Here is a 23,114-nt window from a genome sequence, read left to right on the forward strand (position 1 = left end):
TCCTGATCGAACACGGCTGCACCGCCATGCCGATGCAGCACCGCGAGCAACATGGCCAGACGATTCTGCTCGAGGCCGAGCGTGACCCGGCGCGGATTCGGCAACGCCGAGGCATCGACCAGGGCCTGCACTTCAACCAGCAGGGGACGCGTACCCTCGCGCGTGACCATGACCGCGCTGCCCGGCGTTGGCTGCGCATGCGTGGACAGGAATATCGCCGAAGGATTCGGCACTTCCTTGAGTCCCTTCTCCGACATCGCGAAAACGCCGAGCTCGTTGACTGCCCCGAAGCGGTTCTTGAAGGCGCGCAGGATGCGGAAGCGGCTGCCGGATTCGCCTTCGAAATAGAGCACCGCATCGACCATGTGCTCGAGTACCCTTGGGCCGGCGATGCCGCCTTCCTTGGTCACGTGTCCGACCAGGAAGACGCTAGTTCCAGTCTGCTTGGCAAATCGCACTAGCTGCGCTGCTGCTTCGCGGACCTGGCTGACCGAACCCGGTGCGGCTGTCAGCGTTTCGGTCCAGATAGTCTGGATCGAATCGATGATGAGCACTTCGGGCTTGCTGCTCGCGGCTTCTGCAAGGATGCGTTCGATCGAGGTCTCAGCCAGCGCATCGAGGCCTTCGAGTTCGATACCCAGCCTGCGCCCGCGTGCAGCGACCTGGGCCAGGCTTTCCTCTCCGGTCACATACAGGCTGCGCATGCGCGTGCCGATCGTCCCGAGCATCTGCAGCAACAGGGTCGACTTGCCGATACCGGGATCACCACCGATCAGGACGACCGATCCACCGACCAGGCCGCCACCGAGCACCCGATCGAGCTCACCGATGCCGGTAGCGCTGCGGCGGTCCGCTTCTCCGCCAATCGAGGCCAGGCTGGTTACCTTCGGCGCATCGCTTGCGCCGGCATAGCCACCGCGTCGGACCGTGCCCGCGACCGTCTTGCTTGCCGGTTCCAGCACGATTTCCGAGAGCGTGTTCCAGACGCCGCAATCGGCGCACTGACCCTGCCACTTGGAGTGCTCGCCACCGCATTCCGAGCAGACATAGGCGGTCTTCGCCTTGGCCATCTCAGCTCAGATCCTCGAGAAATCGCACGCGCCGGGTCATTCCACAAACCAGCTCGTAGCCGATCGTGCCGGCGTGGCCTGCAACCTCCTCGACAGGCAGGTCGGGACCCCACAGGGTGACCGCATCGCCCACTTTCGCGTCGGCATGCCCGCGCAGATCAACCGTGGTCAGATCCATCGATACACGGCCCACGATCGGGGCGCGGCGCCCGTTGACCAGAACCGGCGTGCCGGCCGATGCCGAGCGCGGATAGCCGTCGCCGTAACCGATCTGGATGACACCGATGTCCATGTCTTGGGGGCAGGTCCAGGTGGCCGCGTAGCCGATGGCTTCGCCCTTGCTGACGCGATTGATGGCCACGAGCTTGCTCGACAGGGTCATGGCCGGGCGAAAGCCGAAATCCCTGCCACTCTTTCCGGCAACCACGGAGATACCGTAAAGCAGGCCCCCTGGCCGGACCCATTGCCCGCGGGCCTGCGGCCATCCCAGCACGCCGGCCGAGTTCGACAGCGAGCGATCACCGGGCAAATCCGCAGCCAGCGATTCGAAGCACGCGATCTGGGAACGGGTCTGCGGGTCATCGAGTTCATCGGAGTTGGCGAAGTGCGTCATCAAGCCGATGTCCGGATTGACATTCGGCAGGGCGAGCAGACGGTCTCGTGCCGCGATTGCCTCGCCAGGTGCAAAGCCCAGTCGATGCATGCCGCTATCGACCTTCAGCCAGACACGCAAAGGGCGACGATCAGTGTCGGCAGCAAGCCAATCGATCTGCGCGGCGTGATGAATCGCCGATTCGAGCCCGAGCCGATGCATCTCGGCAATGTCGGCGGCCTCGTCGATACCGGAAAGCACGACGATGCGCTGGGTCATTCCCGCAGCGCGCAGGCGCTGGCCGTCGGCAATGCAGGCCACGCCGAAAGCATCGGCCTCATGCAACGCGCGCGCCGCGCGCTCGAGCCCGTGCCCATAGCCGTCAGCCTTGACCACAGCCATGATGCGGGCGCCACCCGCGAGAGCCTTCACGCGGCCAAGATTGTCACCCAGGGCGCCGAGATGGATCGTCGCGCTGGTGGCCCGGCTCACTCGAAGTTTTCCGTGTAGCGGTCCACGGCCAGATTTTCGAATCGTGTGAACTGGCCGAGGAAGGCCAGCTTGACCGAACCGGTCGGGCCGTTTCGCTGTTTGCCGATGATGATTTCAGCGACGCCCTTTTCCGGTGAGTCCGGGTTGTAGTACTCATCGCGGTAGATGAACATGATGACATCGGCGTCCTGCTCGATGGCGCCGGATTCGCGCAGGTCCGACATCATCGGTTTCTTGTCCGTGCGCTGTTCGAGCGAGCGGTTGAGCTGTGAGAGGGCCATGACCGGGACATTGAGCTCCTTGGCGAGGGCTTTCAGTCCACGCGAGATTTCTGAAATTTCAGTGGCGCGATTCTCCGTGTTTCCGGGCACCTGCATCAATTGCAGGTAATCGATCACGATCAGGCCCAGATCGTGCTCGCGCTTCAGGCGCCGGGCACGCGCGCGCAGTTCGCCGGGAGAAAGAGCCGGCGTATCGTCAATGAAGATTTTGGCTTCGCTGAGCATGGTGATGGCGCTGGTCACCCGCGGCCATTCTTCTTCGGCCAGATCACCCGTACGCAGATGCTGCTGGTTGATTCGGCCCATTGAGGAAATCAGGCGAAACGCCAGTTGCGAGGATGACATTTCCATCGAGAAAACGGCGACGGCCTTTTTCGTGCGCATGGCGGCATTCTCGGCCATGTTCAGAGCCAGCGCGGTTTTGCCCATCGAGGGACGCGCGGCAACGATGATCAGATCCGAAGGTTGCAAGCCTGTCGTCATTTCATCCAGATCGGTGTACCCGGTCGGCAGGCCCGTGATGGTTCCGCGATTCTCGTAACGATGATGAAGGATCTGGAATGCTTCCTTGACTGCCGATCGCATGGCCACGAATCCCTTGCGGCCCCGTGAGCCTGCCTCGGCGATGCGGAACACGTTCTGCTCGGCTGTCTCGAGCAATTCCTGGCTGGTCCGACCTTCGGGCTGAAAGGCGCTCGCGGTGATTTCGGTACCGGTGTCGATCAGTTGCCGCAGCACCGATTTCTCGCGAACGATATCGGCGTAGGCGACGATGTTCGCGGCGCTCGGCGTCGAATTCGCGAGTTCCATGACGTAGCCGATTCCGCCGACCTGCTCGGACAGGCCCTGCGATTCAAACCACTCGCCCAGGGTGACGGCGTCGGTCGGCTGGTCCTTTTCTCCGAGTGAGCTGATGGCACGAAAAATGACCCGATGGTCGCGGCGGTAGAAATCCGCTTCGGAGATGCGGTCGGCCACTTTCTCCCAGGATTCCGGCGCCAGCATGAGTCCGCCCAATACAGCCTGCTCGGCCTCGATCGAATGCGGCGGTACGCGCAATGTCTCGATGTTGGGTGCCGGCTTGCGTTCAGCGCTGGTGACCATGTGGGATGCCCGATTCCGATGACCGGCACTTGCGTGAAGTTGGCCGGGTAGTCCAATCCAATCATGTCGCCCCCCGGTCCAACCTGTCGAAACGATTGCCGGTGAAGCGATAACCTGGACGCGCTTCCGAAGCGCACGCCCTTGACGGGGGATCATACGCAGCGTGGCGTCTCACAAATAGAGAACAACCCTGTGCATAACCTGTGTAGTGCGAAGCAAAAAAAAACGGGCGCCCGAGGCGCCCGCCTTTTCAACTCGAAGCGGACCGGATCAGTTGTCGGGAACGACAACCACCTTCACGGTTGTATCGACATCGGCATGCAGGTGTACGCGAATCTCGTACTCGCCGATATGACGGATCGGGCCCTCGCCCTGCACGACTTCGTTCTTGTCCAGCGCAAATCCGGCAGCGGTGAACGCTTCGGCGATATCGCGCGGGCCCACGGAACCGAACAGTTTGCCTTCGGTGCTCGCATTGGCCTTGATGGTTACCGTGTCTGCAGCTTCAAACTTGGCCTTGCGTGCTTCGGCAGCACCCAGGAGCTGGTTCGCCTTGGCTTCGTATTCGGCACGACGCGCTTCGAATCCTTCCAGATTCTCGGCCGTTGCCGGCACCGCCTTGCCCTGTGGAACCAGGTAGTTGCGGCCATAGCCCGGCTTCACGCTGACCTTGTCACCGAGGTTGCCGAGGTTCTTTACTTTTTGCAAAAGGATCAGTTGCATGGGAAAACTCCAATTCGTTAGCGCCGGATCATGCCGGCGCAGCTTGCGCTGTCCGAATCGACCCGCGAACAGGCGGGCCGGGGATCAGATCAATGGCTGTCGCTGTAGGGCAGCAGGGCGAGGAAGCGGGCATGCTGCACGGCGGTTGCCAATTGGCGCTGATAGCGCGCCTTTGTACCGGTAATGCGGCTCGGAACGATCTTGCCCGTTTCAGTGATGTACTGACGAAGCAGGTTGAGATCCTTGTAGTCGATCTCGACGACACCCTCGGCGGTGAAACGGCAGAATTTCTTGCGGCGGAAGAACTTGGACATGGGAATACTCCGGAATATGGGGATGGTTACTCAGCGCTGGACGCTGCGGCCTCGGACTCATCCGAGTCGCGGTCCATTCTCTCGGAGCGATCCGAGCGACTCGGACGATCGTCCGAATCATCGCTGCCAAACCCGCCATCGTCGTCCCGACGGCGACGATCACCCTTGTCGTCCTTGTTCTTCATGATGGCGGACATCTCCGTGACCGCTTCGTTGCGCTTGATCACCAGATGGCGCAGCACGGCGTCGTTGAAGCGGAAGCCGGACAGCAGTTCGTCAAGAACGGGCTGGCTGACCTCGATGTTCAACAGGACGTAATGGGCCTTGGCCAGGTGCTGCATCGGAAACGCCAGTTGGCGGCGTCCCCAGTCTTCAAGGCGATGGATCTTGCCGCCGTCGGCCTCGATCATCGTCTTGTAACGATCGATCATGGCCGGCACTTGCTCACTCTGGTCCGGATGGACCAGAAACACGACTTCATAATGACGCATGGCTATTCCTTGTGGATGTCCGCGCAAAGCGCGCGGGGGCAGCCTCCCGACAGGCGGTGAGGCAAGAAACTTCACCGGGTCAGGTGAAGGGGCGCGGATATTAAGGGATTCGCCGGTCCTCGGCAAGCCGGATTTGGTGTCGGCTCAATAGGATAACGTGCGTTCCGAAGGATTCCTCAACCAATTCGACCAGTCCCTGGCCAGCGACTCGAGACCGCCAGGATAGGCCCGGTCGAGAATCGTCGCCGCTTCCACCGGCTGACAGGGGGTCTCGCGCTGGGCCGCAATCAGCCCGGACAGGGCCGCGCGCCCTTCTACCCGCTCCATCAACAGCGCCACCAGCGCCATGCCTCGGAAATAGCGCAGCTCCTGGCCGGCTCCATAAAAATCCGCTCCTTCGCGAGTCAGCAGATCGACCAGCTCGTCCTGGCCATCTGCGCTCATGCCGGCGTCGGGCCGGCGTCTCGCCGTATCGAGAACGACACGAGCCCCCATACCGGACACAGCCAGACGTTCGAAGAATCCGGCCAGACCTTCATTGACGGCCGTCGGCAGGTTGCCGACATGCTCGTGCATCAGGGCATGCACGATTTCGTGACGGAGGACGCGGAAGCCCGTTTCGACATCCTCGCGGTGGCGAATGCGAATGGTGCGGTCGGCCGAGGAGTAGGTACCGTCGGATTTGGCCAGCGCTGCGCTGCCGATGCGGCTCGCATAGATCTCCGCGGAATCGATGTACTCGATATTCAGTACAAGGCCGGGATCACCGGACATGCCGAGGCTGCTGCGAATTACCCGCTCGATCGCCTGCGCGTCCATGGTGGCACGCTGGACCACGTAGTCCGGCAGATTCACGTCCACGCCGCGGGCGTCCACCTGCACCGGCGGCAATCCCTGCACTTCGATGCGACGGTGCTGAAGGGCGCCCTGAGCTGGCGCCTGATCGGAGAAGTGCACGATACCGGCCGCATCCACCCATCGGTGAATCGTTGCCGCCCTTGTCGGACGGCGGCTTCCAGTACCTGCCAGGCACGCCTGCCCCATGTTCGCCGCATGCATGACCGCCGTTGCAACAGCCGCAATCGACTCCGAACCGGAGGGAACAGCGTCAGCCGGCGCTTCCTGTACAGGCAGCCGTCCTGCCCCGCCAGACTCCACTTCGGCCACCTGACGAGGGCTCTCGGACACCAGATCCTGGCTTTGCAACGTCGAGCGCACCGGATCCGGGACACGGCCGCGTTGCGCCCAGAACAGCGCCAGGACAGCGACCAGCAATGCGACGAACAGACCGGCGCGCATCAGTGCTCCAGAGAAATTCGGGTCAGCGCGGGCGAGCCATCAGGCCCGAAGCAGTTCTTCATCATGCAAGCATAGCCCGACACGCGCGGATATCCGATGCAGACAACCTGTCGCCGTGCTGCCTCCAGGTGTTCATTGCGAATCGGGCTCAAACCGCTGAAGTCAGGTTAATGAACGACTAAGTACACTGGGGTTCCCCGAATCTCGGGATTTCCTCATTGGTTATCGGAGAAAGCACATGATTGAGTGGCTACAGGCCCCGGAACATGCGAAATGGGTGGAATTGGGCATCAGCATCGGTGGACGGCTGCTCGGTGCACTCGTACTTCTGCTGATCGGCTTGAAGCTTGCAAAGATGCTGGCGAATTGGGTCGGCAAGCGGTTGCAAGCCAGTCAGCTCGAGTCGACCGCGGCGCTGTTCCTCGGCCGCATCGTGCTCATCGCCATGCAGGTTGTGCTGCTGCTCGCCGTGGTTCAAATGCTCGGCGTTCCGATCGGGTCGATGTTCGCGGTACTTGGTGCGGCCGGCCTCGCCATTGGCCTGGCCCTGAAGGATTCACTCTCCAACATCGCCTCGGGCGTCATGCTGGTCACCTTGCGTCCCTTCAAGGTCGGCGACGTGGTCACGATCAACGGCGAGACTGGAAAGGTCGAAATGGTCAGCATCTTCCAGACCCGGCTGCGTGGCGTGGACAACCAGGTCATTACCCTGCCGAACTCGCTGATCACCTCGGATTCGATCATCAACCTGACTCCGGACACGATGCGCCGCATCGAGCTCGTGATCGGTATCGGCTACACCGACGACATCGACCTGGCCAAATCCTCGGCACTCGAGATCATGCAGTCCGATTCCCGCGTGCTGAAGGATCCCGAGCCCACGGTTTTGCTCTATGAGCTTGGAGAAAGCAGCGTGAACCTGGGCATTCGCTGCCATGCGGCCAACGCGGACTACTTCGTCACCAAATGCGAGCTGACCGAGCGGATCAAGAAGCGCTACGACGGTCTCGGCATCAGCATCCCGTTTCCCCAACGCGACCTGCATATCATCGATGGCGGCGGTGACGAAAAGAGCCCTGCCCTGGCCAAGGCTTCCTGACCGCAACCCTGCATGAAAAACCCGCCGATCGGCGGGTTTTTTTTCTGACATTCGACGAAAATCAGTCTGTTGCGGCCTGGCAGTTGAGCAGGTCGCTGTCATTGATCACCCACTTGTCGGCATCGGCGCAAAGGCCGACATTCTCGATCACGCATTCATCGCCATCTTCATCGACAACCCTGACATCCCACTTGTCGCATGGAATACCGGTCAGGGTAAATTTCTCGCCTGTTCCGATCGTCATGTCATCCAGCTGATCCTCGCCCCAATCGACTTCATCCGTGGGCGAGAAGTACAACTCGTGGATCGCCCACTGGGACTTGTTGACGAGGATAACGTCGGAGCCTTGTGCCGAGAGAGTCGACGTCGCCGTCGTGGCCAGAACGGCCAGCATGCAAAAGGGAACAAGGAAGCTTCGGAAAGGACGCATGGCAGTTCACCTGTTTTCGAGTGGTTCGGGAGGGAGACGCGTTCTACACCAGCGCTACTGCCGGTATGAGACTGTATCAGCAATCTGGTTGAATCCTGCAGAACACGTACAACGTAAAACGCCCGCATCCTGCGGGCGCAAATACCTTCAACTGAAACTGGATTCTTTCAGGCAGCCTGAGCCAGGCGATAGCCCTTGATGCGGTTGGCAAACTCCTGCAACGCACGGTTGCCGCTGGCTTCCGCCTCCCGGCACCACTGCTTGAGGCCTTCGAGCATGGCTTCGCCATTGCGGCCTTCCATCAATTCATGCAGACGCCGACGGTACTCCATCACGGTGACCATGGCGGGTCGCTGGCTCACCCAGCTTCCAAGACGTTCGCGCGCATCGCTGTCCAGCCAGCGTCCGCCGCTGGAAAGCGCCTTGCGCATGCGCCGCGGCAATTCCTTGATGCTGACTCCGGCGCGCGCCGCTTCATCACGCAAGGTCGGCGCGGTGACGCCTCGGAAGTAGTCGGTCATGACCTGGAACTTGTGCGTAAGCAATGCCTTTACGGTGTCGTAGTCCGGTGCATTGACGTCATCGCGAATGTCCAGAGAGGGTGCAACACGCATCACCTTGGCCATGCCGATCTTTTCGAACATGCAGATCATCGCCCAGCCGATATCAAACTCGAAACGGCGCAGGGCGAACTTCGCGGAGCTCGGGAAGGCATGGTGATTGTTGTGCAGCTCTTCGCCGCCGATGATCAGGCCCCAGGGGGTCAGGTTTGTCGAGGTATCGTCGCTCTCGACATTGCGGTATCCCCACCAGTGACCCAGGCCATTGACGACGCCCGCTGCCATGAACGGAATCCAGATCATCTGGCAGGCCCAGATCACGACGCCCCACAGCCCGAACAGCGCGAAGGCGAGGAACAGCATCAGGGTCGGTCCGACTTCGGGGTGGCGCGCATAGATGTTGCGCTCGATCCAGTCGTCCGGTGTTCCCCTGCCGTATTTCTCGGTGATCGATGAATCCCTGCGCGCCTTGCGATAGAGATCGACGCCATCCAGCAGAACCTTCTTGATGCCGAAGAACTGCGGGCTGTGCGGATCTTCCGCGGTCTCGCACTTGGCGTGGTGCTTGCGATGGATCGCTACCCATTCCCTGGTCACCATGGCCGTGGAAAACCAGGCCCAGAAGCGGAAGAAGTGGGCCAGCACCGGGTGGAAATCCACGCCTCGATGCGCCTGGCTGCGATGCAGGTACAGGGTCACCGAGAAAATAGTGAATTGCGATACGACAATGAAGTAGAGAACCAGCATGGGCCAGGACGCATTGACCAGGCCCTGGGTCAGGAAAGTGACTATCGAGTCGAACATGAACTTCCACCGGAGAATAGTTGATCAATCATACGCGAGCACTGATGCGGTAACCACCAACTCCTGCCGCAACAACAACATACGTCTCCGCATGGACATGAGGCGAGGCGCCACGGACAGCTGCGGCACCACCATTACCTCTGTAGATGGTGGTAGCCGCAGACAACATCAAGTCTTTGCGGAACACGAGACAGCGGCCTGAGGTTGGCTGTTAGTTCGCGTCACGCACGATGACGCCCTGCTTCATGACCAGGATCGGTCGCTCGGTAGCGCGGATATCCTCGAGCACATTGCCAGGTACGGCGACGACATCGGCGAACTTGCCGACCGTCAGCGTCCCGGTTTCATTGTCGACGCCGAGAAGCCTGGCTGCGCCCTGACTGCTCGTCATCAATGCATCGGATGGCGACATGCCGAGCGCCACGTAATCGCCGAACTCGCGCGCGTTGAGCCCATGCGGATAGACGCCTGCATCGGTACCGAATGCAATCGGTACGCCAATCTTCAGCGCGTTCCCGAACATGGCGTCGTGCGCCTTGCCTGCAGCCCGCGCCTTGCCTGCAATCTTCGGTGGGTAGGTGTCGGCCTGCTCGACGACCCACTCCTGGGTCATGCGGGTCGGCACCAGATACACACCCTTCTCCTTCATGGCACGAAGGGTGGGCGGTTGCAGAAAGCTGCCGTGTTCGATCGAATCGATGCCAGCGTCAATGGCCAGCTGCGCGGCCTTGTCGCCATGACTGTGCGCGGCAACCTTGCGGCCCCAGGTATGCGCTTCGCCGATGATGGCATTGAGCTCTTCGGGGGTGAGCTGGGGCACATCGACAGGGTCGGACTCGGACAGTACGCCACCTGACGCGCAGATCTTGATCAGGTCGGCGCCGAATTTCATTTGCAGGCGAACTGCCGTTCGACAGTCTTCGGGGCCATTGCATACGCCCTCCAGCGGCCCGGACAATTTGACCCGGTCTGGCGGGAACGGCGAGGCATCGCAGTGGCCACCGGAAGATCCCAGAGCATGGCCGGCGACCAGCATGCGTGGACCTTCGACGAGATCATCATTGATCGCATTGCGCAGCGCGATGTCGATGAAATCGCCCGCGCCCACCTCGCGCGCGGTCGTCACCCCAGCCTGCAAGGTGGCCTTTGCATTGTGCGCGGCGTGGAACGATTGCTCGACCGGAAACCTGAGCATGCCCTCGTAGAACCCCTGCGCCCAGTTCTCGTTGTATTCGGAGGCGATGTGCGTGTGCGCGTCGATGTAACCCGGTACCAGGGTGGCATCCCCCAGATCGACGACGCGACTTCCGGCGGGGATTTCAGCACCTGCTCCCGCCGCGATGATGTTCTTGCCACGGACAACGACCACACCGGGACTCTGCAGCGATCCGCTCTGGCCATCAAACATGTGGGCGGCCTTGAGCACCACGGTTTCAGGATCCGCTGCACTTGCCGACAGCGCCTGTGCAGTCAGCATGACTGCGACAGGCAAGGCAAGAAGATATCCGGTCAATCTCGATCGCATGGCGCTCCCCTTCTGGACGTGAGGCTGCCAGTCTAGGGCAACGAGAGCGCCAGGACGCAGGAATCAATCGAAACCGTTGGCGAAGATCAGGTCGGCCTGGAGCTCGTAGGCACCCACATCCACGGCACCCGCCCGCGGCATGCCGCGCTGGTCATGCGCCAGCGACCCCACCGCCGTTCCGCTGTTGACCGCGATCGTGCCGGCAGCCAGGGCCATGGTCTCGGTCGGTCCACCGTTGTTGGCAATCGCCAGCAACTGCGCATTGGCATAGACGGCGCCCGGCGTCACGGCGGCCTCGGTCTGGTTGGAGCCCGGCCGGGTCTGTGGCCACTGGATGTTATTGCTGCCGCTGACCGGGTAACGCAGCGTCCAGGGATTGAAGGCGTTGCCGCCGGTGTTGTTCTGCAGCACGGTATTGCGCATCGTGATCGGCAAACCATTACCATTGTTGATGCCACCCACGAAACAGACATCGCAGGGAGCCGAGTTGTTGGCGACCGTGAGATTCTGCAGAACGATTCCACCACTGCCCTGCAGGTTCATCGCGCCCCCCAGGCCCGTGCGCGCGATGTTGCCGACAAACGTGCTGTTGGTGATGTCTCCGGATGCGCGGATCAGGGTGGCGGTCTGATGATCGAAGATCGACAGACCGCCATAGCCGGCAGCCTGGTTGTCGCGAAACGTCGAACCCCGAATCGAGAACGGTCCGCCCTGCAGATAGACGCCGCCGGTATGCGCATTGCTCGATCCGATGCTGTTGTTGCCCCGAAACGTGGAATCAAGAATTCGCGTGAAGCTGGTGGTGTCGTAGACCGTGGTGAACAGGCCTGCTCCGTAGGCGTTGGACTGGTTGTCGAGCAGACGCATGCGACAGAGATTGACGAAGCGGTCGGCACCGTCGACGCCAATCGCGCCCGCATTGCCACCGTTGCCCGGGTTGCCTCCGGTTCCCGTTGCGGAATTTCCCGAGAGCTCGCTATCGAACAGATTGACCCGTTTCGATCCCAGCGAATAGATCGCGCCACCATTTGCGCCGGTGTTGCCGTCGAACAGCGTCGAAACCACGCTCAACTCGGCGGCGCCCACCACATAGATTCCGCCGCCACCGTCATCCTGGGCCGTCACGATGGCGTGATTGTCCGTGAACCTCGAATTGAAGATGCGGATCGTGACGGCTTGCCAGGGGCCGCCCGTCGGTTTCCACAATCCCGCACCGGAGCCGCCTGGCGTCGAGCCATTGGCGATTGTCGCGTTGAGCAGGTCGAAGGTGTAAACCTGATTGGACGGGTTGTCCACGCGCAGCACACGGCGCTGGTTGCCGCCCGAAATGGTCGCGCCGGCAGCGTCGAGGCTGCTTGCGCGCGTCACCCTAAGCTCGGCAGTCACCGTCATCGTCGAGGTACCGATATTCAGTCGAATGGGACCCCCCGCATCAAGCGCGGACTGCAACGCACTCGTACTGACGCTGCCCGCGCTGCCATTGCCGAGGATCACCGGATTGCTCAATTGAGGCATCTGCGGAGCAGCGCAATCGAAACTGGCTTGCGCAAGCAGTTCGGCACTCGGAAGCGCGAACAACAAGAGAATGAGTGATCTCGGCAGGAGCATGTCGTCGCCTTGCGTCTTGAGAGCCCGATTCTGCAGCTCAATCCGCACGTTTTCCGTGATAGCGGTTTCAGAAGCGCCGCCTGGACTCCTTGTCGACCCGAATCGCATGGGTCAGCAACGGCACGTACGGTCGGCAAACTCCGACAGAAATCGAACGAACTCCCCTCACCCCGTTCCGTTTCAGCGCCTCAGAACGACCTGCCGATATCCAGGAACAGGACCTGCTCGCCGCCTTCCCTCAATCCGATGCCGAACAACATGGGTCCCAGCCACGAGTCGAACCCTGCAAACACGCTGGCATTGAGCAGGGCATTGTCGAATCCCATGTCGCTGCGCTGCTGCCAGGCATTGCCGTACTCGATGCTGCCGCCGAACGTCGCCGAGCGTCCGAAGAATTCGGCAAGCTGATAGGAGTAACCGCCAATCAGCATGGCGTAGTTCTGGCCGGTCAATTCATTGAACTTGAATCCGGCCAGGCGATAGAGACCACCCAATCGGTACAGGCTCTGGATCGGCGCCACCCCGGATGTGGTGACATGATAGCGGGCGCCGTACTGGATGGCGTGGCGGCCAAAACTCGTGGCACCGAACGCATCGAAATCCATCTGATCGAAATTCGAGTCGCCACCCAGCCATTCCCGCGACATCGAGTAGCCCAGTGACGCGTAATAACCGTTGCGCGGGAAATACAGGCTGTCGACCTGGTCGATCACGAACGAAACCTGGGCTGTGCCCTGATCGAAGTCGAAATCTTCAAGGGTCGGATCGCCAATCTGGACACTGCCGTTACCCGCTGATCGACGCAGGCCAAATGAAAGAACACCGTAGTTGCTGAACTCGTGAGCCACCCTGGCTTCTACGGAATAGATACCGACGTCGTAGACGGACGTGTTGTTGCCATTGGCGTCGTAGACGGGAATATCCGGATTGAAGTAGCCCGCGCTGGTGTAAATAAGATTGGTGCTCTTCGGGTCGAGCGGCCTGAAGTACTCGCCCTTCAGTTCAGGCTCGCTGCCGATGGCTGCCGAAATGCGACCCTCGGCACCCATGGGTGAAAGCGGTGAGAACAACAATGCTGCTCGCAGGTTGCTTTGCGAGTCACTGTCGAAGTTCGAGCTGACGGACAGGCCGAGCTGAAGGTAGTTCGGTCCCTGTGGCTTCTCTCGCGCCTTGATCAGCACGCCTGAGCGCCCCTCTTCGCGGACGACTTCATACGTGACGCTGGACAAGGTACCCCTGCCATAGGTCCGCAGCAATCCGTCCTCGATCTGTTCCATGTCGAGCGGTTCACCAAGGGGAACCTGGATCTCGGACAGAATGACTTCGTCGGAATATCCGGTCTGGTTGTCGAGTCTGACGAAGTCGACAACCGGCATTTGGTCAGGAATTTCCGGTCTGGACCTGACCCATCGCTCGTAGGCAGGCGCCGGGACGGACAGGCGGCTGAGTCTGTCGCGCGCTTCCTCGGCTGCAGCCAGGCCGATGGCCAGCGCTTCCCTGGACTTGTCGAAGTCGGCGGTTGCGACTTTCTCGCCCAGTGGCGGGACGATCAGGATGTCCTCGCCGGTCAGGGAGTCGATCTGTCGACGGGTATTGCTGACCGTCATCATTCCGCTGATCTGGGAAACCACGTCGAGCAGGCTGGCGTTGTCGTCCAGCTTCAGCAGCGGCGTGCCGACGTCGACCGCGATGACAATATCGGCACCCATGCTGCGGACCACATCGACCGGCAACTGGTCGGCCAGACCGCCATCCAGCAAAACCTTGCCGTCCAACAGGGCCGGCTGGAAAATTCCCGGCAGCGACATGCTGGCGCGCATCGCGAAGGCGAGATTGCCGCTACTGAGGACCACCGCTTCGCCAGTGTTGAGGTCGGTCGCCACGGCGCGAAATGGTATCGGCAGCAGATCGAAGTCGCTGATGCCGCCCACGGCAGCCGTCTCGCGCTGGAACATGGTCAGGATGCGCTGCCCCTGCAGCAGGCCGGGCGAGAGCTTCACCTTGTTGTCACCAATACCGACGCCAACCGTTGTCAGCCCGTCGCGATCATCGAGCTTTTCCCTGTAGGATCGATCCACGCGCCCGATCGAATCATTGAATATTCTCGGCCAATCCGTCGAAACGACCAGTTCTTCCATATCGTCGACGCTCATTCCCGACGCATACAGGCCGCCGGCCAGCGCACCCATGCTGGTGCCCGCAATGCAATCGACCGGGACATGCAGCTCTTCGAGCATGCGAATCACGCCGACATGCGCCACGCCGCGCGCGCCGCCCCCGCCAAGCACCAGTCCGATACGAGGTCGTGTATCGCCGGGTTCACGATGACCGCATGAACTGGCGGCAGGCAGTTCTTCCGCGCTTGCCACCGTGCAAGGCAGGAAGACGGCAATCAGGCCCGCCAGCAGGATCCACGCAAGCGGGGAGTGAGCGGACCTTGCTGACTGCGCTTTCCTGACGATCAAGATTCTGGCCTCAACATGATTTTCGACTCGCGTTCCCGGACTTGGAATCCCGCCCGATGGTACATCGGGGCGCAATCGACACCGCACTTCCCTTGCGACTCTTGTGGCGGGGCATCCTGTCCGACCGAGGTCGCGAGCCCGTCCGACTGCAGCAAAAGAAAAAGGACCAGAGGGAGTAAACCCGCTGGTCCTTCGTCTTTGCTGTTGGCGCGCCCGGAGAGATTCGAACTCCCGACCACCAAGTTCGTAGCTCTCTACAGATCTAATATCTCGTTCTTTGTTGAACGATCATATTCACCGCTAATCTCCATCATCCTTATATTTCACCGACTTAGTATGTCTAATTTAACCGCATTTTATGACATTTGATTTCGCCGACTTTGCCGGATAGCAAGACCTCTGGCAACATCGTCACATTTCACAGCATACTATTGCGACGATCAATCCTACCATTGCGTCGCTGGCTTTGCAGTTGCCTAGTGGTCGGATCTCCCAACCTGCGTTCAGATCCGTCGGAAAAGCGTTCGAGTACCCAGATCCCGTATGAGCCCGGAACCGATCATTGACGACTGGCGCAAGTCAACTTCGGTCAGCAACGAGGCGAGAGCGTTTCTGGGTCTGTTCAATCCACCCGATGCGCCCTATCACTTCAATCGCTTCCTGGCTGGCGTTCGACGCGGAGCAGCCGCACTTCCCCCGAATCGATCCCTCACCTACGAGGGGCGCGGCCTAGATGAACTGCTGGCGGAACTTGAGGCGGTTCACGGCGCAGGCCTTGAATCCACCCAGACTCACTGGAATCAGGATGCTCAGCGCGGCACGGGTCTTGAGGCTTACCGCTCCTTTGCTCAAATAGCCCCGCCAACGGCAGCGGCGGGTTTTGGCTGCTTGCAAGGAGTGCTTCTTGGGCTTCTGCTATTGAGCAACGACCGCTCAATCAAACGGGGAATGATCAAGTCATTGACCCAATTCGTTCGGTTGGCCGGCGACTCGTCCAAGACTAAATTCACTGATGATCGCCGCAAGATAGTGGCCGTTTTGCCCGCCATTTTTGACGGCTCCACGTTGGTGGAATCCCTCGAACGTTCCAAAGGCCAGTTTCCCCTCCTTGCCACTCGAATCGATGAAGTGATTAGGGCGGTTACGGTGCTGGCGCTTCGACTTGGCGCGTTCGAACTTCGCAATAAACCTGATCGAGTCAGCCCGTCATCCTCTGAGAGCGACCAACCCGTCCTCCCCCGTTCGCCGACGTCACGACGTCGCGAACAAAGTTCGAAGCCGAAATCCTCACTGCAGGGGGTGTCAATCGAGTCGGAAACTCACGCCGAAATCCCAGGCTCGCTCTATTTTGGCTCAGCAAACGGAGTCGATGATGCCCGACGGATCGACATTGCTGCCGCCGCAGAAACATCGGAAGACCAGGAAACAAGCACGGAAGGCGTTTCTGCAGACGAAGTCGCTGGTGCCCAATCGCTGGTCCAGCGACGCGCAGCCGCGATGCGCTATCGCTCTGATGTTCGCCAGGGATTTTGGGCGAGAATCCAATGGGATGCGCTAACACCAGGGGAAATGCAGCACACCATAGCCCGACTGTATGCATGCTGGCAGGAAGCAGTCGCCAGCGGTGATCACCTCCTCAAGGAAGCAGCAGCTCTCGCTTTACTTTCTGGCGTTACGGGCTTCCCCCTGGCGCGAAGCCACATGACCAAAGCTTGCATCGTTTCTGGGGGCGAAATCACCGACGCGGAAGCAAATGACTCACCTGTGGACCAGTTTGACGCCACGGATGGCAGTCTTTCAATTCCGCTTATCGTCTTAGAGGCACGGTACAAACCGACCACAGAGCAGGCGGCGCATCTGGAATCTGTCGAACAGAGAACCTTGTTGTTTCTGCCGCCTGAAATCGCGGACGTGCTCGCAACCCTTCAGCCGAGCCCTGATGGATACCTGTTTGGGCGCGAGTTGGAACACCTTGAGGCCAGACTCCGAAAAATCTTCTCCGAAGCCCGTGAGACGGAACCGCGCTACACGATCGCGCGCCTTTCACGAGGCCATCAACTCGAAGTTCTCGGATGTTCGGGCGATGTCGCATCCGCGCAGATGATCACGGGACAGACGTTGGGCGCTTCCGCTACACCGATTGCCTACTACGCAGCCCGCGCAAACGCGCTTCAAGACATATATAACCGTGCAGTGTTGGCCTCTGGCTTGGATCCCAGCCCCAAAACGCATCCAGGCGAGGCGCGGGTGGGGAGTCAATTGGTCCTCAAACCCAAGACTATCGCGTCTGTCGTAAAGTTCGCGACGCAGGGGATCCTCTACACGCCGAGAAAATCCCACAGCACCGGGAGACAGTTGCTCGAATTGCACGAGCGTCTCGTCCCCTCTTTGGCACTACTGTGGATGGCAGGCACGGGATTTCGACCCACTTTCCGCTTGGGCCAAATTACCAGCGCCTCTTTCGACCTGCGGGCTGCACTTGCTGTCATCTCGGATAAGCAAAGCGATGAGGGTCATATCGGCCGCTTGGTGCCCCTTTCAGCGACATTGGTTTCCTCGCTCGCAGCGTATGGAAAACACCTCAGACTCATGGCCTCCGAAAGCCGACTGACGCCTGCCCAACGATCCAGCTCACAAGATGCACTTTCAGGCACTGGCCCCCTCTTCTTTATATTCGGCCCATCTGGTCCTAAGCCACTTGCTCCAAAGGACTTGTTGAGCCGGCTTCCACATGGCTGGAATCTCCCACTCAATTTTCTACGGCACCGGCTCGCCACACGTCTGAGGGATCTTGGTTGTCCGGCCCCTTTTGTCCAGGCACTTATCGGGCATCACGAACTCGGAATTCAGCCGTTTGGCGATGAGAGTTTCCTCGAACCTTCCGAATTTCTGAAATCCACACGCGAGCACGTTGAATCCCTGCTCCAATCAGACGGATGGCGCCCTCTTCTGGGCGTAACAGGATCTCTTGATGTTGATGTCTTCAACAGGGAATCCACAGCAATATCTGTCGATGTCATCTCGCTGGAAAACTCTCTTGAGAAAAAGGTGACGACTGCCTACCAAGCCCAGCGCTCTGCGGTCGAAGTCGCAAGAACCCAGCAAGGTGCGAAAATTGATGAGGACGTACAAGCTGCGGTTCGAAGCTCGCTTCCTGACCTCTTGGCGAGGCCTGAAGACATTCACAAAGTCTCAAAAGCGCAGGTAACCCAGTTGCGCAAAGACGTGTGCGCAAGCGCGGAGAATATGATCGAGCTGGAACTCAGAGTCCTGTCGCTCCGAGCGCTTTTGAAAGATGGACGTGATCTACATGGTTGGAGGGTCGAACGGCTGCCCAACTTCTATCCGCTCAATGTCGTCGCGAGCACACACCATCCAGCATTTGTTCGACCCTACTCGGCGCAGCGGCAGCTTCGAGAGCGTCGGCCCTTGGAGCGCGAGCGGACGGCACTCCTGCAGCCGATCGAGCCCAACGTGTGCTGGTCCATGGACTTCATGCACGACACGCTGGCCAATGGTCGCTCGTTCCGGACCTTCAACGTGATTGATGACTTTGCACGTGAAGCGCTGGCCATCGAAATCGACTTCAGTATCAGTGGCGGCCGTGTGGTGCGGGTTCTCGATCAGCTTTGCGAATGGTATGGAAAGCCATCAACCATTCGCAGCGACAACGGTCCGGAATTCAGGAGCCATGCCGTACAGGCATGGGCCGAAGCCAACAACATTGGCTGGGATTTCATCCAGCCAGGTTGTCCGGCGCAGAACGCCTACATCGAGCGCTTCAACGGAACCTATCGTGTCGAAGTCCTCGATGCCAATAGATTCCCAACACTGGCAGCAACCCGGGCAGAGACTCAGCGTTGGATGCCGATATACAACCAGCAACGATGCCACCAAGCCATCGGCAACCTGCCGCCGCTGGTCTTCAAACGTCAATGGCAGGAACGAAGGTCTCTACTTTCGAATGGCAGCGCTTGAGGGGTATTGACCACAGGCTTCCAGTCATTTCCGCCATCTGACCGGTCAACGCGAAAATCCCGGCACCAATCATGACGCCCGTGCCCAGCGCAACTGCACCAATCAGCGAAAGGCTGTCTGCCTGATACTCAGTTGTCTTGTCTGTCTTGGCATTCATGTGTTTGCGGCTGCCTCGATCGAATGCTCAGATTGTACATTCGCGGGATCAGTACCCCGGCGAACAAGCGCGAGACCCGTGGTTGATGACCGTATCGACGAATTCTTTCGATTGGCCTCTGGCGCAATTGCGACGCCAACTAAACGCAACGACATGAACTATTGCGCATTCGAAGTGACTTTGGGGTTCTACCCCGATTCTGCGGGCACTTTCGCTTGGGCCTTGGACTTCCCCCGGTCCAGTAGGAACTTCCGGTCTATGGCTCTTTGGGAAGTCAACCGAAACTCCTGAACGTCCGCTTCTCGCTTGACAGCGACGGTCACAAGTCGACCCAAAGCAGCCACTCATGGGACATAGAGCGCATCAACTATTGGGCATTCTGGAACGAGGCCGCCGTCGCATTTCGATGAAATTGATTTGAGCGTTCGTTGCATCTTTTGAAGGTCACGAATTTTCCTGGTTACGTCATTCAAATGGGAAAGGGTTCGATCTCGAACTTCCGCGCAAGTGTAGTCACCGCCGTCTACAAGAGTCAGTAGGCCGCCAATTTCCTTGAGGGTGAAACCCAACTCCCGGGTTCGCCTGATGAACGACAGTCTCTTCACATGCTCTTGTTTGTAGAGTCGATGCCCACCTGAACTTCGGCTTGGGTCAGGCATCAAGCCAATATTCTCGTAATAGCGAATTGTCTCGCTGTTTACGCCGCTCCGAGAGGCCAATGCGCCACGAGAAAGCGCTTCGATGCTCTTTTCCATGATTTGTGCTTGATCCTGTAGTAACTACAGGTTCCATACTAGGAAATTGAGGTCGTATGTCAAACGGAGAAATCGCACCTTGAGCGGGAATAATTGGCCCAACAACAAGAATCGCAATTTGACTGCTGCAGGCGGCGTCATTGGAGCTGTGCTCGCATCTACATGCTGCATCGTTCCCTTGGTGTTGATTACCCTGGGCGCGAGTGGGGCATGGATTGGCAACCTGACGGCACTGAAGGATTACCAGCCTATTTTCATCGCGCTGACGCTGGCGTTTCTCGCCGCCGGGTTCTGGCAGGTCTATTGGAAATCGGACAAGGAATGCAAAGACGCTTCAGTTTGCGCGACACCCAAGTCTGAAGCGATTGTAAAAAGCGCGCTCTGGCTAGCGACGGTTCTCGTAGCTCTATCGCTGACAGTCGATCTGTGGGCGCCGATTTTCTACTGAGGAGTACGCAATGAGAAACATTGGTTCAGCTATCGCTCTGCTGATCTTCATTTGCCTTTCGGTCAGCGATCTAAGCGCAGCAACAAGCTATGAAGCGACGGTCAAGTTCTCCATAGAGAACATGACCTGTGCAACTTGTCCAATATCCGTGCGCAAGGCGATGGAGCGTGTGGACGGTGTGAAGGATGTCGATGTCAATTTCGAAACGAAAATGGCGACCGTCGTTTACAACGCGAACCTGACATCGGCCTCAGACATTGGCAGCGCATCATCTGACGTTGGATTTCCCGCAACCGAATTGACTGAAGAATGAATCAGCCCAAGAAAGAAATTGAGCGGTATTCAACGCTGACCTGTCCCGAATGTGGGTACCAGTCAAGAGACCTCATGCCGAGTGATGCCTGCCAGTTCTTCTATGACTGTCCGAACTGCAATGCCTTTCTCAAGCCGAACGCAGGTGACTGTTGCGTCTATTGTTCGTTCGGCGATGTTAAATGCCCGCCGATCCAGGCAAGCAGTTCGTGCTGTACATAGTTGAATGGCCACCACAGACCTAAAACTTGAAGATTCGGGTTCGCTCCCCAAGCCGGGTCCTATTGGCCGGATAGTACGGCTTTCGTTTGGCACGTTGTGTCTCTACTACGTCGTTGACCTGATTGGTGTATCAGGAGACCTCATTGGGAGCGACGGTCATATTCGGTCTGTTGTGTGGAATGGCTTGTTGATCGGTCTCGTGCTGATCAGCTATACCGTGAATATCGGCTTTTCGCGTGGATGGAAGAAGAGGCCGGCATTCTTGAGTGCGGGCGCCTTCATGGCCTTGGCGGCATATGGACAGGTCACGCAAGGCGTTGCCGAGACAAACGCACTGGCAAGCTCGATATGGATGTGGGAGCTATATCTTTTCTCTCACCTGGGCACGGCATGCATGATTTCTGCCGCAATAGCAACGCCCGGTTGCGAGTTGCGTGCTTTCCACGAGTTGTATTCTCGTTTATCCGGAAACCCGACCAAGGAGCATTTTTGCCCGCTGGGGCCACTGCATCCAATCGATAAATGGGAATCCAGTAAACGCTGATGTCCAGGATGGGCGAAAAGTGGAGTCTCAACGTCCGCTTCTGGCCGGACAGCGACGGTCGCAAGTCGACCCGAAGCTGCCGTTCGATCTGGCAGAAGGCACAACTTCTTCGCCAGTAGTCAGGTCTTGGGGGCCGGGTCCTCCCGCAACTCACGCTGGTGCTTTTCGGGTAAGGGCGCGATAGCAATCGCTTGGGTGAGCGCGAGCGCCGCATCCGTGTAGCGACCCATGTGCGTACGAGTCACCGTAAACCGCAGTCCCTGCACCAGACCAAGCGATGTTGCGTTCTCCGAAGCCTTGTTATCCGCACGTTGCTGCCTGTGGACGATACAGTTCCTCACGTAAATCATTTCCCGGATGTCCTCCTTGACTCGATCCGACAGGTCTATAGCGAGTCCGACAGCATCTAAAATTCCCAATAAGGCGTTGGGTGCCGGCTTACTCGGACCAAATGCCCACTCCTTTAGCCTTGTGAAGGCTTGGAAAGCCTCGTCGTAGGTCAAATCGCGGTCGCACGGCGCAGCAATCCTTTTCACTCCCAATTTAAGCAACCTTGAAATTGTGCCCGGACGATAGCGCAGCACGCTGATGGCTGTCTGCTCCACAGCGGCCTCGATCGCTGCGGCGAAGCTGACGAGCGTCATGGCGTTTAGTGGGGCGAAGTCGTCTCGGACGATCTGGAGCGCTGCGGCCTCCCGCTTTGCGCCCTCGGCAATGGTCTTCTCTAGTTGCTGGCGCAACTCGTTGGACAGGCTTTTCGAATCGCTCAGCAGGCGACTGGACAGGCTGCGCTCCTTGGCGAGCGCGACTATTCCGGCGTGAAGAATCACGGTCGTCTGAAGAATTTCGCCTATTGCTGAGTAACCTTCGGTGGCGACAAACATCGTTTCGGTCGAACCGTGGGTCCTTCGGATCTCGGAGGGCATCGCGGACGTCGCCTGAGCATGCAGAATCTCGAACACGAGGTCTGGAGTTGAACGACTATCCTTGGATCCGGCCATCTTTCGCTTCCAACGCAAATGCGCATTCACATCAGCCGAAGCCTCTGCTGCAGCCGAGTATACAGCCGGCGAATTCGAACACCGATTTGTGGATGCCGAGGTCGAGACGCAATCCCGCCGCCCTACGCTGCCAGCAGCGCTAACGGACAGACACTTGCGTTGGGGCATCTATTCTTTGGTCCCACCTCGATACACTTTCGCGGCCCCAGACGGGGACCACGGCTCAATCCGGGGCAATGAAATCCACGTGGACCCGTATAGCCAGTAAGACCGAAATGCATGTCGGGTCGGAGGCTCCGGGTTCGGAATTGCCAGATCCCATTTCCGGCACCAATTTCCCCGATAACGAGCGTTCCTTTCGATCAGTGATTCGCTACTACGCGCCGAGCAATCCAGAAAGTTGCCGGTGGAAGCAGAATCATCTGAAGTATTGGCCAAAGACCAGCCTTCAAGAATGGCACTACAGGCATGTTCGCGGAGTATGTCCAACGACCATCTTCCAATGCTGCATGCTCGATCAGTACCGCGACCCCCAATCCAATCAGGGACGTCACAAGGTAAATGTTCCAGCGAGCTCGCAGGCCCCAGGCAGGATCGGCGGCAGCCAACGCGCCTGCAGCATAGAGCCCAAGGATTATTACGACATCGCCCAATGCGGCACGCGTGCACAAAGCTAGCGAGTCCACCCATGGCGCATTCTTCGTTTCGACGTACGCGCTCATCTGTGCCATTTCCCAGATCTCGTTCAGCACGAATCCGATCAGGACCACCAGACCAAGAAAAATCCAGAACTTCCTCCACGCACTTTGGCCATGTCCCAATGGGTGCATTTGGTGTTCC

At 59.1% G+C, this 23,114-nt stretch carries 22 protein-coding genes; 6 read left to right on the top strand and 16 right to left on the bottom strand.

The window, feature by feature from the left end; translation table 11 throughout:
* The 7 genes from radA to R3F00_RS14595 form a co-directional block, all read right to left on the bottom strand.
* Positions 1-1,070: DNA repair protein RadA (gene radA, locus R3F00_RS14565; protein ID WP_371282529.1), on the bottom strand; the 1,070-nt coding region annotated here is incomplete at its 3' end.
* Between the two features lies 1 nt (position 1,071).
* A complete protein-coding gene (gene alr / locus R3F00_RS14570) occupies positions 1,072-2,154 on the bottom strand; it encodes an alanine racemase (RefSeq protein WP_371282530.1) in 1,083 nt (360 codons plus the stop codon).
* Complete coding sequence (locus tag R3F00_RS14575; protein ID WP_371282605.1) at positions 2,151-3,596, bottom strand: replicative DNA helicase; 1,446 nt, start codon at positions 3,594-3,596, stop codon at positions 2,151-2,153. The genes alr and R3F00_RS14575 overlap by 4 nt, the downstream gene beginning before the upstream one ends.
* 213 nt (positions 3,597-3,809) lie before the next feature.
* Positions 3,810-4,262: a 50S ribosomal protein L9 gene (gene rplI / locus R3F00_RS14580; protein WP_371282531.1), complete on the bottom strand. Its 453-nt coding sequence runs from the start codon at positions 4,260-4,262 to the stop codon at positions 3,810-3,812.
* Between the two features lie 89 nt (positions 4,263-4,351).
* Complete coding sequence (rpsR, locus tag R3F00_RS14585; RefSeq protein ID WP_371282532.1) at positions 4,352-4,576, bottom strand: 30S ribosomal protein S18; 225 nt, start codon at positions 4,574-4,576, stop codon at positions 4,352-4,354.
* A gap of 26 nt (positions 4,577-4,602) precedes the next feature.
* Complete coding sequence (rpsF, locus tag R3F00_RS14590) at positions 4,603-5,067, bottom strand: 30S ribosomal protein S6 (RefSeq protein WP_371282533.1); 465 nt, start codon at positions 5,065-5,067, stop codon at positions 4,603-4,605.
* A gap of 144 nt (positions 5,068-5,211) precedes the next feature.
* Complete coding sequence (locus R3F00_RS14595) at positions 5,212-6,366, bottom strand: DUF4124 domain-containing protein (RefSeq protein WP_371282534.1); 1,155 nt, start codon at positions 6,364-6,366, stop codon at positions 5,212-5,214.
* 238 nt (positions 6,367-6,604) lie between these two features.
* Between R3F00_RS14595 and R3F00_RS14600 the strand changes: the two genes are divergently transcribed.
* A complete protein-coding gene (locus tag R3F00_RS14600) occupies positions 6,605-7,465 on the top strand; it encodes a mechanosensitive ion channel family protein (RefSeq protein WP_371282535.1) in 861 nt (286 codons plus the stop codon).
* Between the two features lie 61 nt (positions 7,466-7,526).
* Here R3F00_RS14600 and R3F00_RS14605 read toward each other — a convergent pair whose 3' ends face one another.
* The 5 genes from R3F00_RS14605 to R3F00_RS14625 all read right to left on the bottom strand — a co-directional run bounded on the left by R3F00_RS14605 (position 7,527) and on the right by R3F00_RS14625 (position 14,857).
* A complete protein-coding gene (locus R3F00_RS14605) occupies positions 7,527-7,895 on the bottom strand; it encodes a hypothetical protein (RefSeq protein WP_371282536.1) in 369 nt (122 codons plus the stop codon).
* A gap of 167 nt (positions 7,896-8,062) precedes the next feature.
* Positions 8,063-9,259, bottom strand: coding sequence for an acyl-CoA desaturase (locus tag R3F00_RS14610; protein WP_371282537.1), 1,197 nt, complete (start codon positions 9,257-9,259; stop codon positions 8,063-8,065).
* Positions 9,260-9,470: 211 nt separating this feature from the next.
* Positions 9,471-10,784: an amidohydrolase family protein gene (locus tag R3F00_RS14615; protein WP_371282538.1), complete on the bottom strand. Its 1,314-nt coding sequence runs from the start codon at positions 10,782-10,784 to the stop codon at positions 9,471-9,473.
* A gap of 63 nt (positions 10,785-10,847) precedes the next feature.
* On the bottom strand, positions 10,848-12,392 hold the full coding sequence (locus R3F00_RS14620; protein WP_371282539.1) for a choice-of-anchor Q domain-containing protein: 1,545 nt from the start codon (positions 12,390-12,392) through the stop codon (positions 10,848-10,850).
* A gap of 188 nt (positions 12,393-12,580) precedes the next feature.
* Positions 12,581-14,857 (bottom strand): patatin-like phospholipase family protein, encoded by a 2,277-nt coding sequence (locus R3F00_RS14625; protein WP_371282540.1) that lies wholly within the window; start codon positions 14,855-14,857, stop codon positions 12,581-12,583.
* Between the two features lie 543 nt (positions 14,858-15,400).
* On the opposite strand from R3F00_RS14625, the gene R3F00_RS14630 reads away from it, so the two are divergent.
* The gene (locus tag R3F00_RS14630; protein ID WP_371282541.1) at positions 15,401-18,835 is read left to right on the top strand and encodes a DDE-type integrase/transposase/recombinase; all 3,435 of its coding nucleotides are present in this window, start codon (positions 15,401-15,403) and stop codon (positions 18,833-18,835) included.
* Here the strand turns inward: R3F00_RS14630 and R3F00_RS14635 are convergent.
* The gene (locus R3F00_RS14635) at positions 18,783-18,992 is read right to left on the bottom strand and encodes a hypothetical protein (RefSeq protein ID WP_371282542.1); all 210 of its coding nucleotides are present in this window, start codon (positions 18,990-18,992) and stop codon (positions 18,783-18,785) included. The genes R3F00_RS14630 and R3F00_RS14635 overlap by 53 nt on opposite strands.
* Before the next feature lie 344 nt (positions 18,993-19,336).
* Positions 19,337-19,747 carry a helix-turn-helix domain-containing protein gene (locus tag R3F00_RS14640; RefSeq protein ID WP_371282543.1) on the bottom strand — a complete coding sequence of 137 codons (411 nt, stop codon included), beginning with the start codon at positions 19,745-19,747 and terminating at the stop codon, positions 19,337-19,339.
* A 79-nt stretch (positions 19,748-19,826) separates the two neighbouring features.
* Here R3F00_RS14640 and R3F00_RS14645 point away from each other — a divergent pair, with 79 nt between their 5' ends.
* From R3F00_RS14645 to R3F00_RS14660, 4 genes are read left to right on the top strand one after another with little or no spacing between them, the layout of a single operon-like run.
* A complete protein-coding gene (locus tag R3F00_RS14645; RefSeq protein ID WP_371282544.1) occupies positions 19,827-20,195 on the top strand; it encodes a mercuric transporter MerT family protein in 369 nt (122 codons plus the stop codon).
* A 10-nt stretch (positions 20,196-20,205) separates the two neighbouring features.
* Positions 20,206-20,508 carry a heavy-metal-associated domain-containing protein gene (locus tag R3F00_RS14650; protein ID WP_371282545.1) on the top strand — a complete coding sequence of 101 codons (303 nt, stop codon included), beginning with the start codon at positions 20,206-20,208 and terminating at the stop codon, positions 20,506-20,508.
* Positions 20,505-20,729, top strand: coding sequence for a GDCCVxC domain-containing (seleno)protein (locus R3F00_RS14655; protein ID WP_371282546.1), 225 nt, complete (start codon positions 20,505-20,507; stop codon positions 20,727-20,729). Before R3F00_RS14650 ends, R3F00_RS14655 begins: the two co-directional genes overlap by 4 nt.
* Positions 20,730-20,733: 4 nt before the next feature.
* Complete coding sequence (locus R3F00_RS14660; protein WP_371282547.1) at positions 20,734-21,273, top strand: hypothetical protein; 540 nt, start codon at positions 20,734-20,736, stop codon at positions 21,271-21,273.
* A gap of 119 nt (positions 21,274-21,392) precedes the next feature.
* Here the strand turns inward: R3F00_RS14660 and R3F00_RS14665 are convergent, their stop codons facing one another.
* The gene (locus R3F00_RS14665) at positions 21,393-22,274 is read right to left on the bottom strand and encodes a hypothetical protein (RefSeq protein ID WP_371282548.1); all 882 of its coding nucleotides are present in this window, start codon (positions 22,272-22,274) and stop codon (positions 21,393-21,395) included.
* 362 nt (positions 22,275-22,636) lie between these two features.
* Positions 22,637-23,104 carry a hypothetical protein gene (locus tag R3F00_RS14670; protein WP_371282549.1) on the bottom strand — a complete coding sequence of 156 codons (468 nt, stop codon included), beginning with the start codon at positions 23,102-23,104 and terminating at the stop codon, positions 22,637-22,639.
* Between the last annotated feature and the right edge of the window lie 10 nt (positions 23,105-23,114).

Source organism: Dokdonella sp. (genome assembly GCF_041395345.1).
Classification (GTDB): domain Bacteria; phylum Pseudomonadota; class Gammaproteobacteria; order Xanthomonadales; family Rhodanobacteraceae; genus Dokdonella.

Excerpts from the sequence above, each read along its gene's own strand:
- rplI (WP_371282531.1), bottom strand. The coding sequence starts at position 4,262 with ATGCAACTGATCCTTTTGCAAAAAGTAAAGAACCTCGGCAACCTCGGT.
- rpsR (WP_371282532.1), bottom strand. The coding sequence starts at position 4,576 with ATGTCCAAGTTCTTCCGCCGCAAGAAATTCTGCCGTTTCACCGCCGAG.
- rpsF (WP_371282533.1), bottom strand. The coding sequence starts at position 5,067 with ATGCGTCATTATGAAGTCGTGTTTCTGGTCCATCCGGACCAGAGTGAG.
- R3F00_RS14595 (WP_371282534.1), bottom strand. The coding sequence starts at position 6,366 with ATGCGCGCCGGTCTGTTCGTCGCATTGCTGGTCGCTGTCCTGGCGCTG.
- R3F00_RS14600 (WP_371282535.1), top strand. The coding sequence starts at position 6,605 with ATGATTGAGTGGCTACAGGCCCCGGAACATGCGAAATGGGTGGAATTG.
- R3F00_RS14605 (WP_371282536.1), bottom strand. The coding sequence starts at position 7,895 with ATGCGTCCTTTCCGAAGCTTCCTTGTTCCCTTTTGCATGCTGGCCGTT.
- R3F00_RS14610 (WP_371282537.1), bottom strand. The coding sequence starts at position 9,259 with ATGTTCGACTCGATAGTCACTTTCCTGACCCAGGGCCTGGTCAATGCG.
- R3F00_RS14615 (WP_371282538.1), bottom strand. The coding sequence starts at position 10,784 with ATGCGATCGAGATTGACCGGATATCTTCTTGCCTTGCCTGTCGCAGTC.
- R3F00_RS14620 (WP_371282539.1), bottom strand. The coding sequence starts at position 12,392 with ATGCTCCTGCCGAGATCACTCATTCTCTTGTTGTTCGCGCTTCCGAGT.
- R3F00_RS14630 (WP_371282541.1), top strand. The coding sequence starts at position 15,401 with ATGAGCCCGGAACCGATCATTGACGACTGGCGCAAGTCAACTTCGGTC.
- R3F00_RS14635 (WP_371282542.1), bottom strand. The coding sequence starts at position 18,992 with ATGAATGCCAAGACAGACAAGACAACTGAGTATCAGGCAGACAGCCTT.
- R3F00_RS14640 (WP_371282543.1), bottom strand. The coding sequence starts at position 19,747 with ATGGAAAAGAGCATCGAAGCGCTTTCTCGTGGCGCATTGGCCTCTCGG.
- R3F00_RS14650 (WP_371282545.1), top strand. The coding sequence starts at position 20,206 with ATGAGAAACATTGGTTCAGCTATCGCTCTGCTGATCTTCATTTGCCTT.
- R3F00_RS14655 (WP_371282546.1), top strand. The coding sequence starts at position 20,505 with ATGAATCAGCCCAAGAAAGAAATTGAGCGGTATTCAACGCTGACCTGT.
- R3F00_RS14660 (WP_371282547.1), top strand. The coding sequence starts at position 20,734 with ATGGCCACCACAGACCTAAAACTTGAAGATTCGGGTTCGCTCCCCAAG.
- R3F00_RS14665 (WP_371282548.1), bottom strand. The coding sequence starts at position 22,274 with ATGGCCGGATCCAAGGATAGTCGTTCAACTCCAGACCTCGTGTTCGAG.
- R3F00_RS14670 (WP_371282549.1), bottom strand. The coding sequence starts at position 23,104 with ATGCACCCATTGGGACATGGCCAAAGTGCGTGGAGGAAGTTCTGGATT.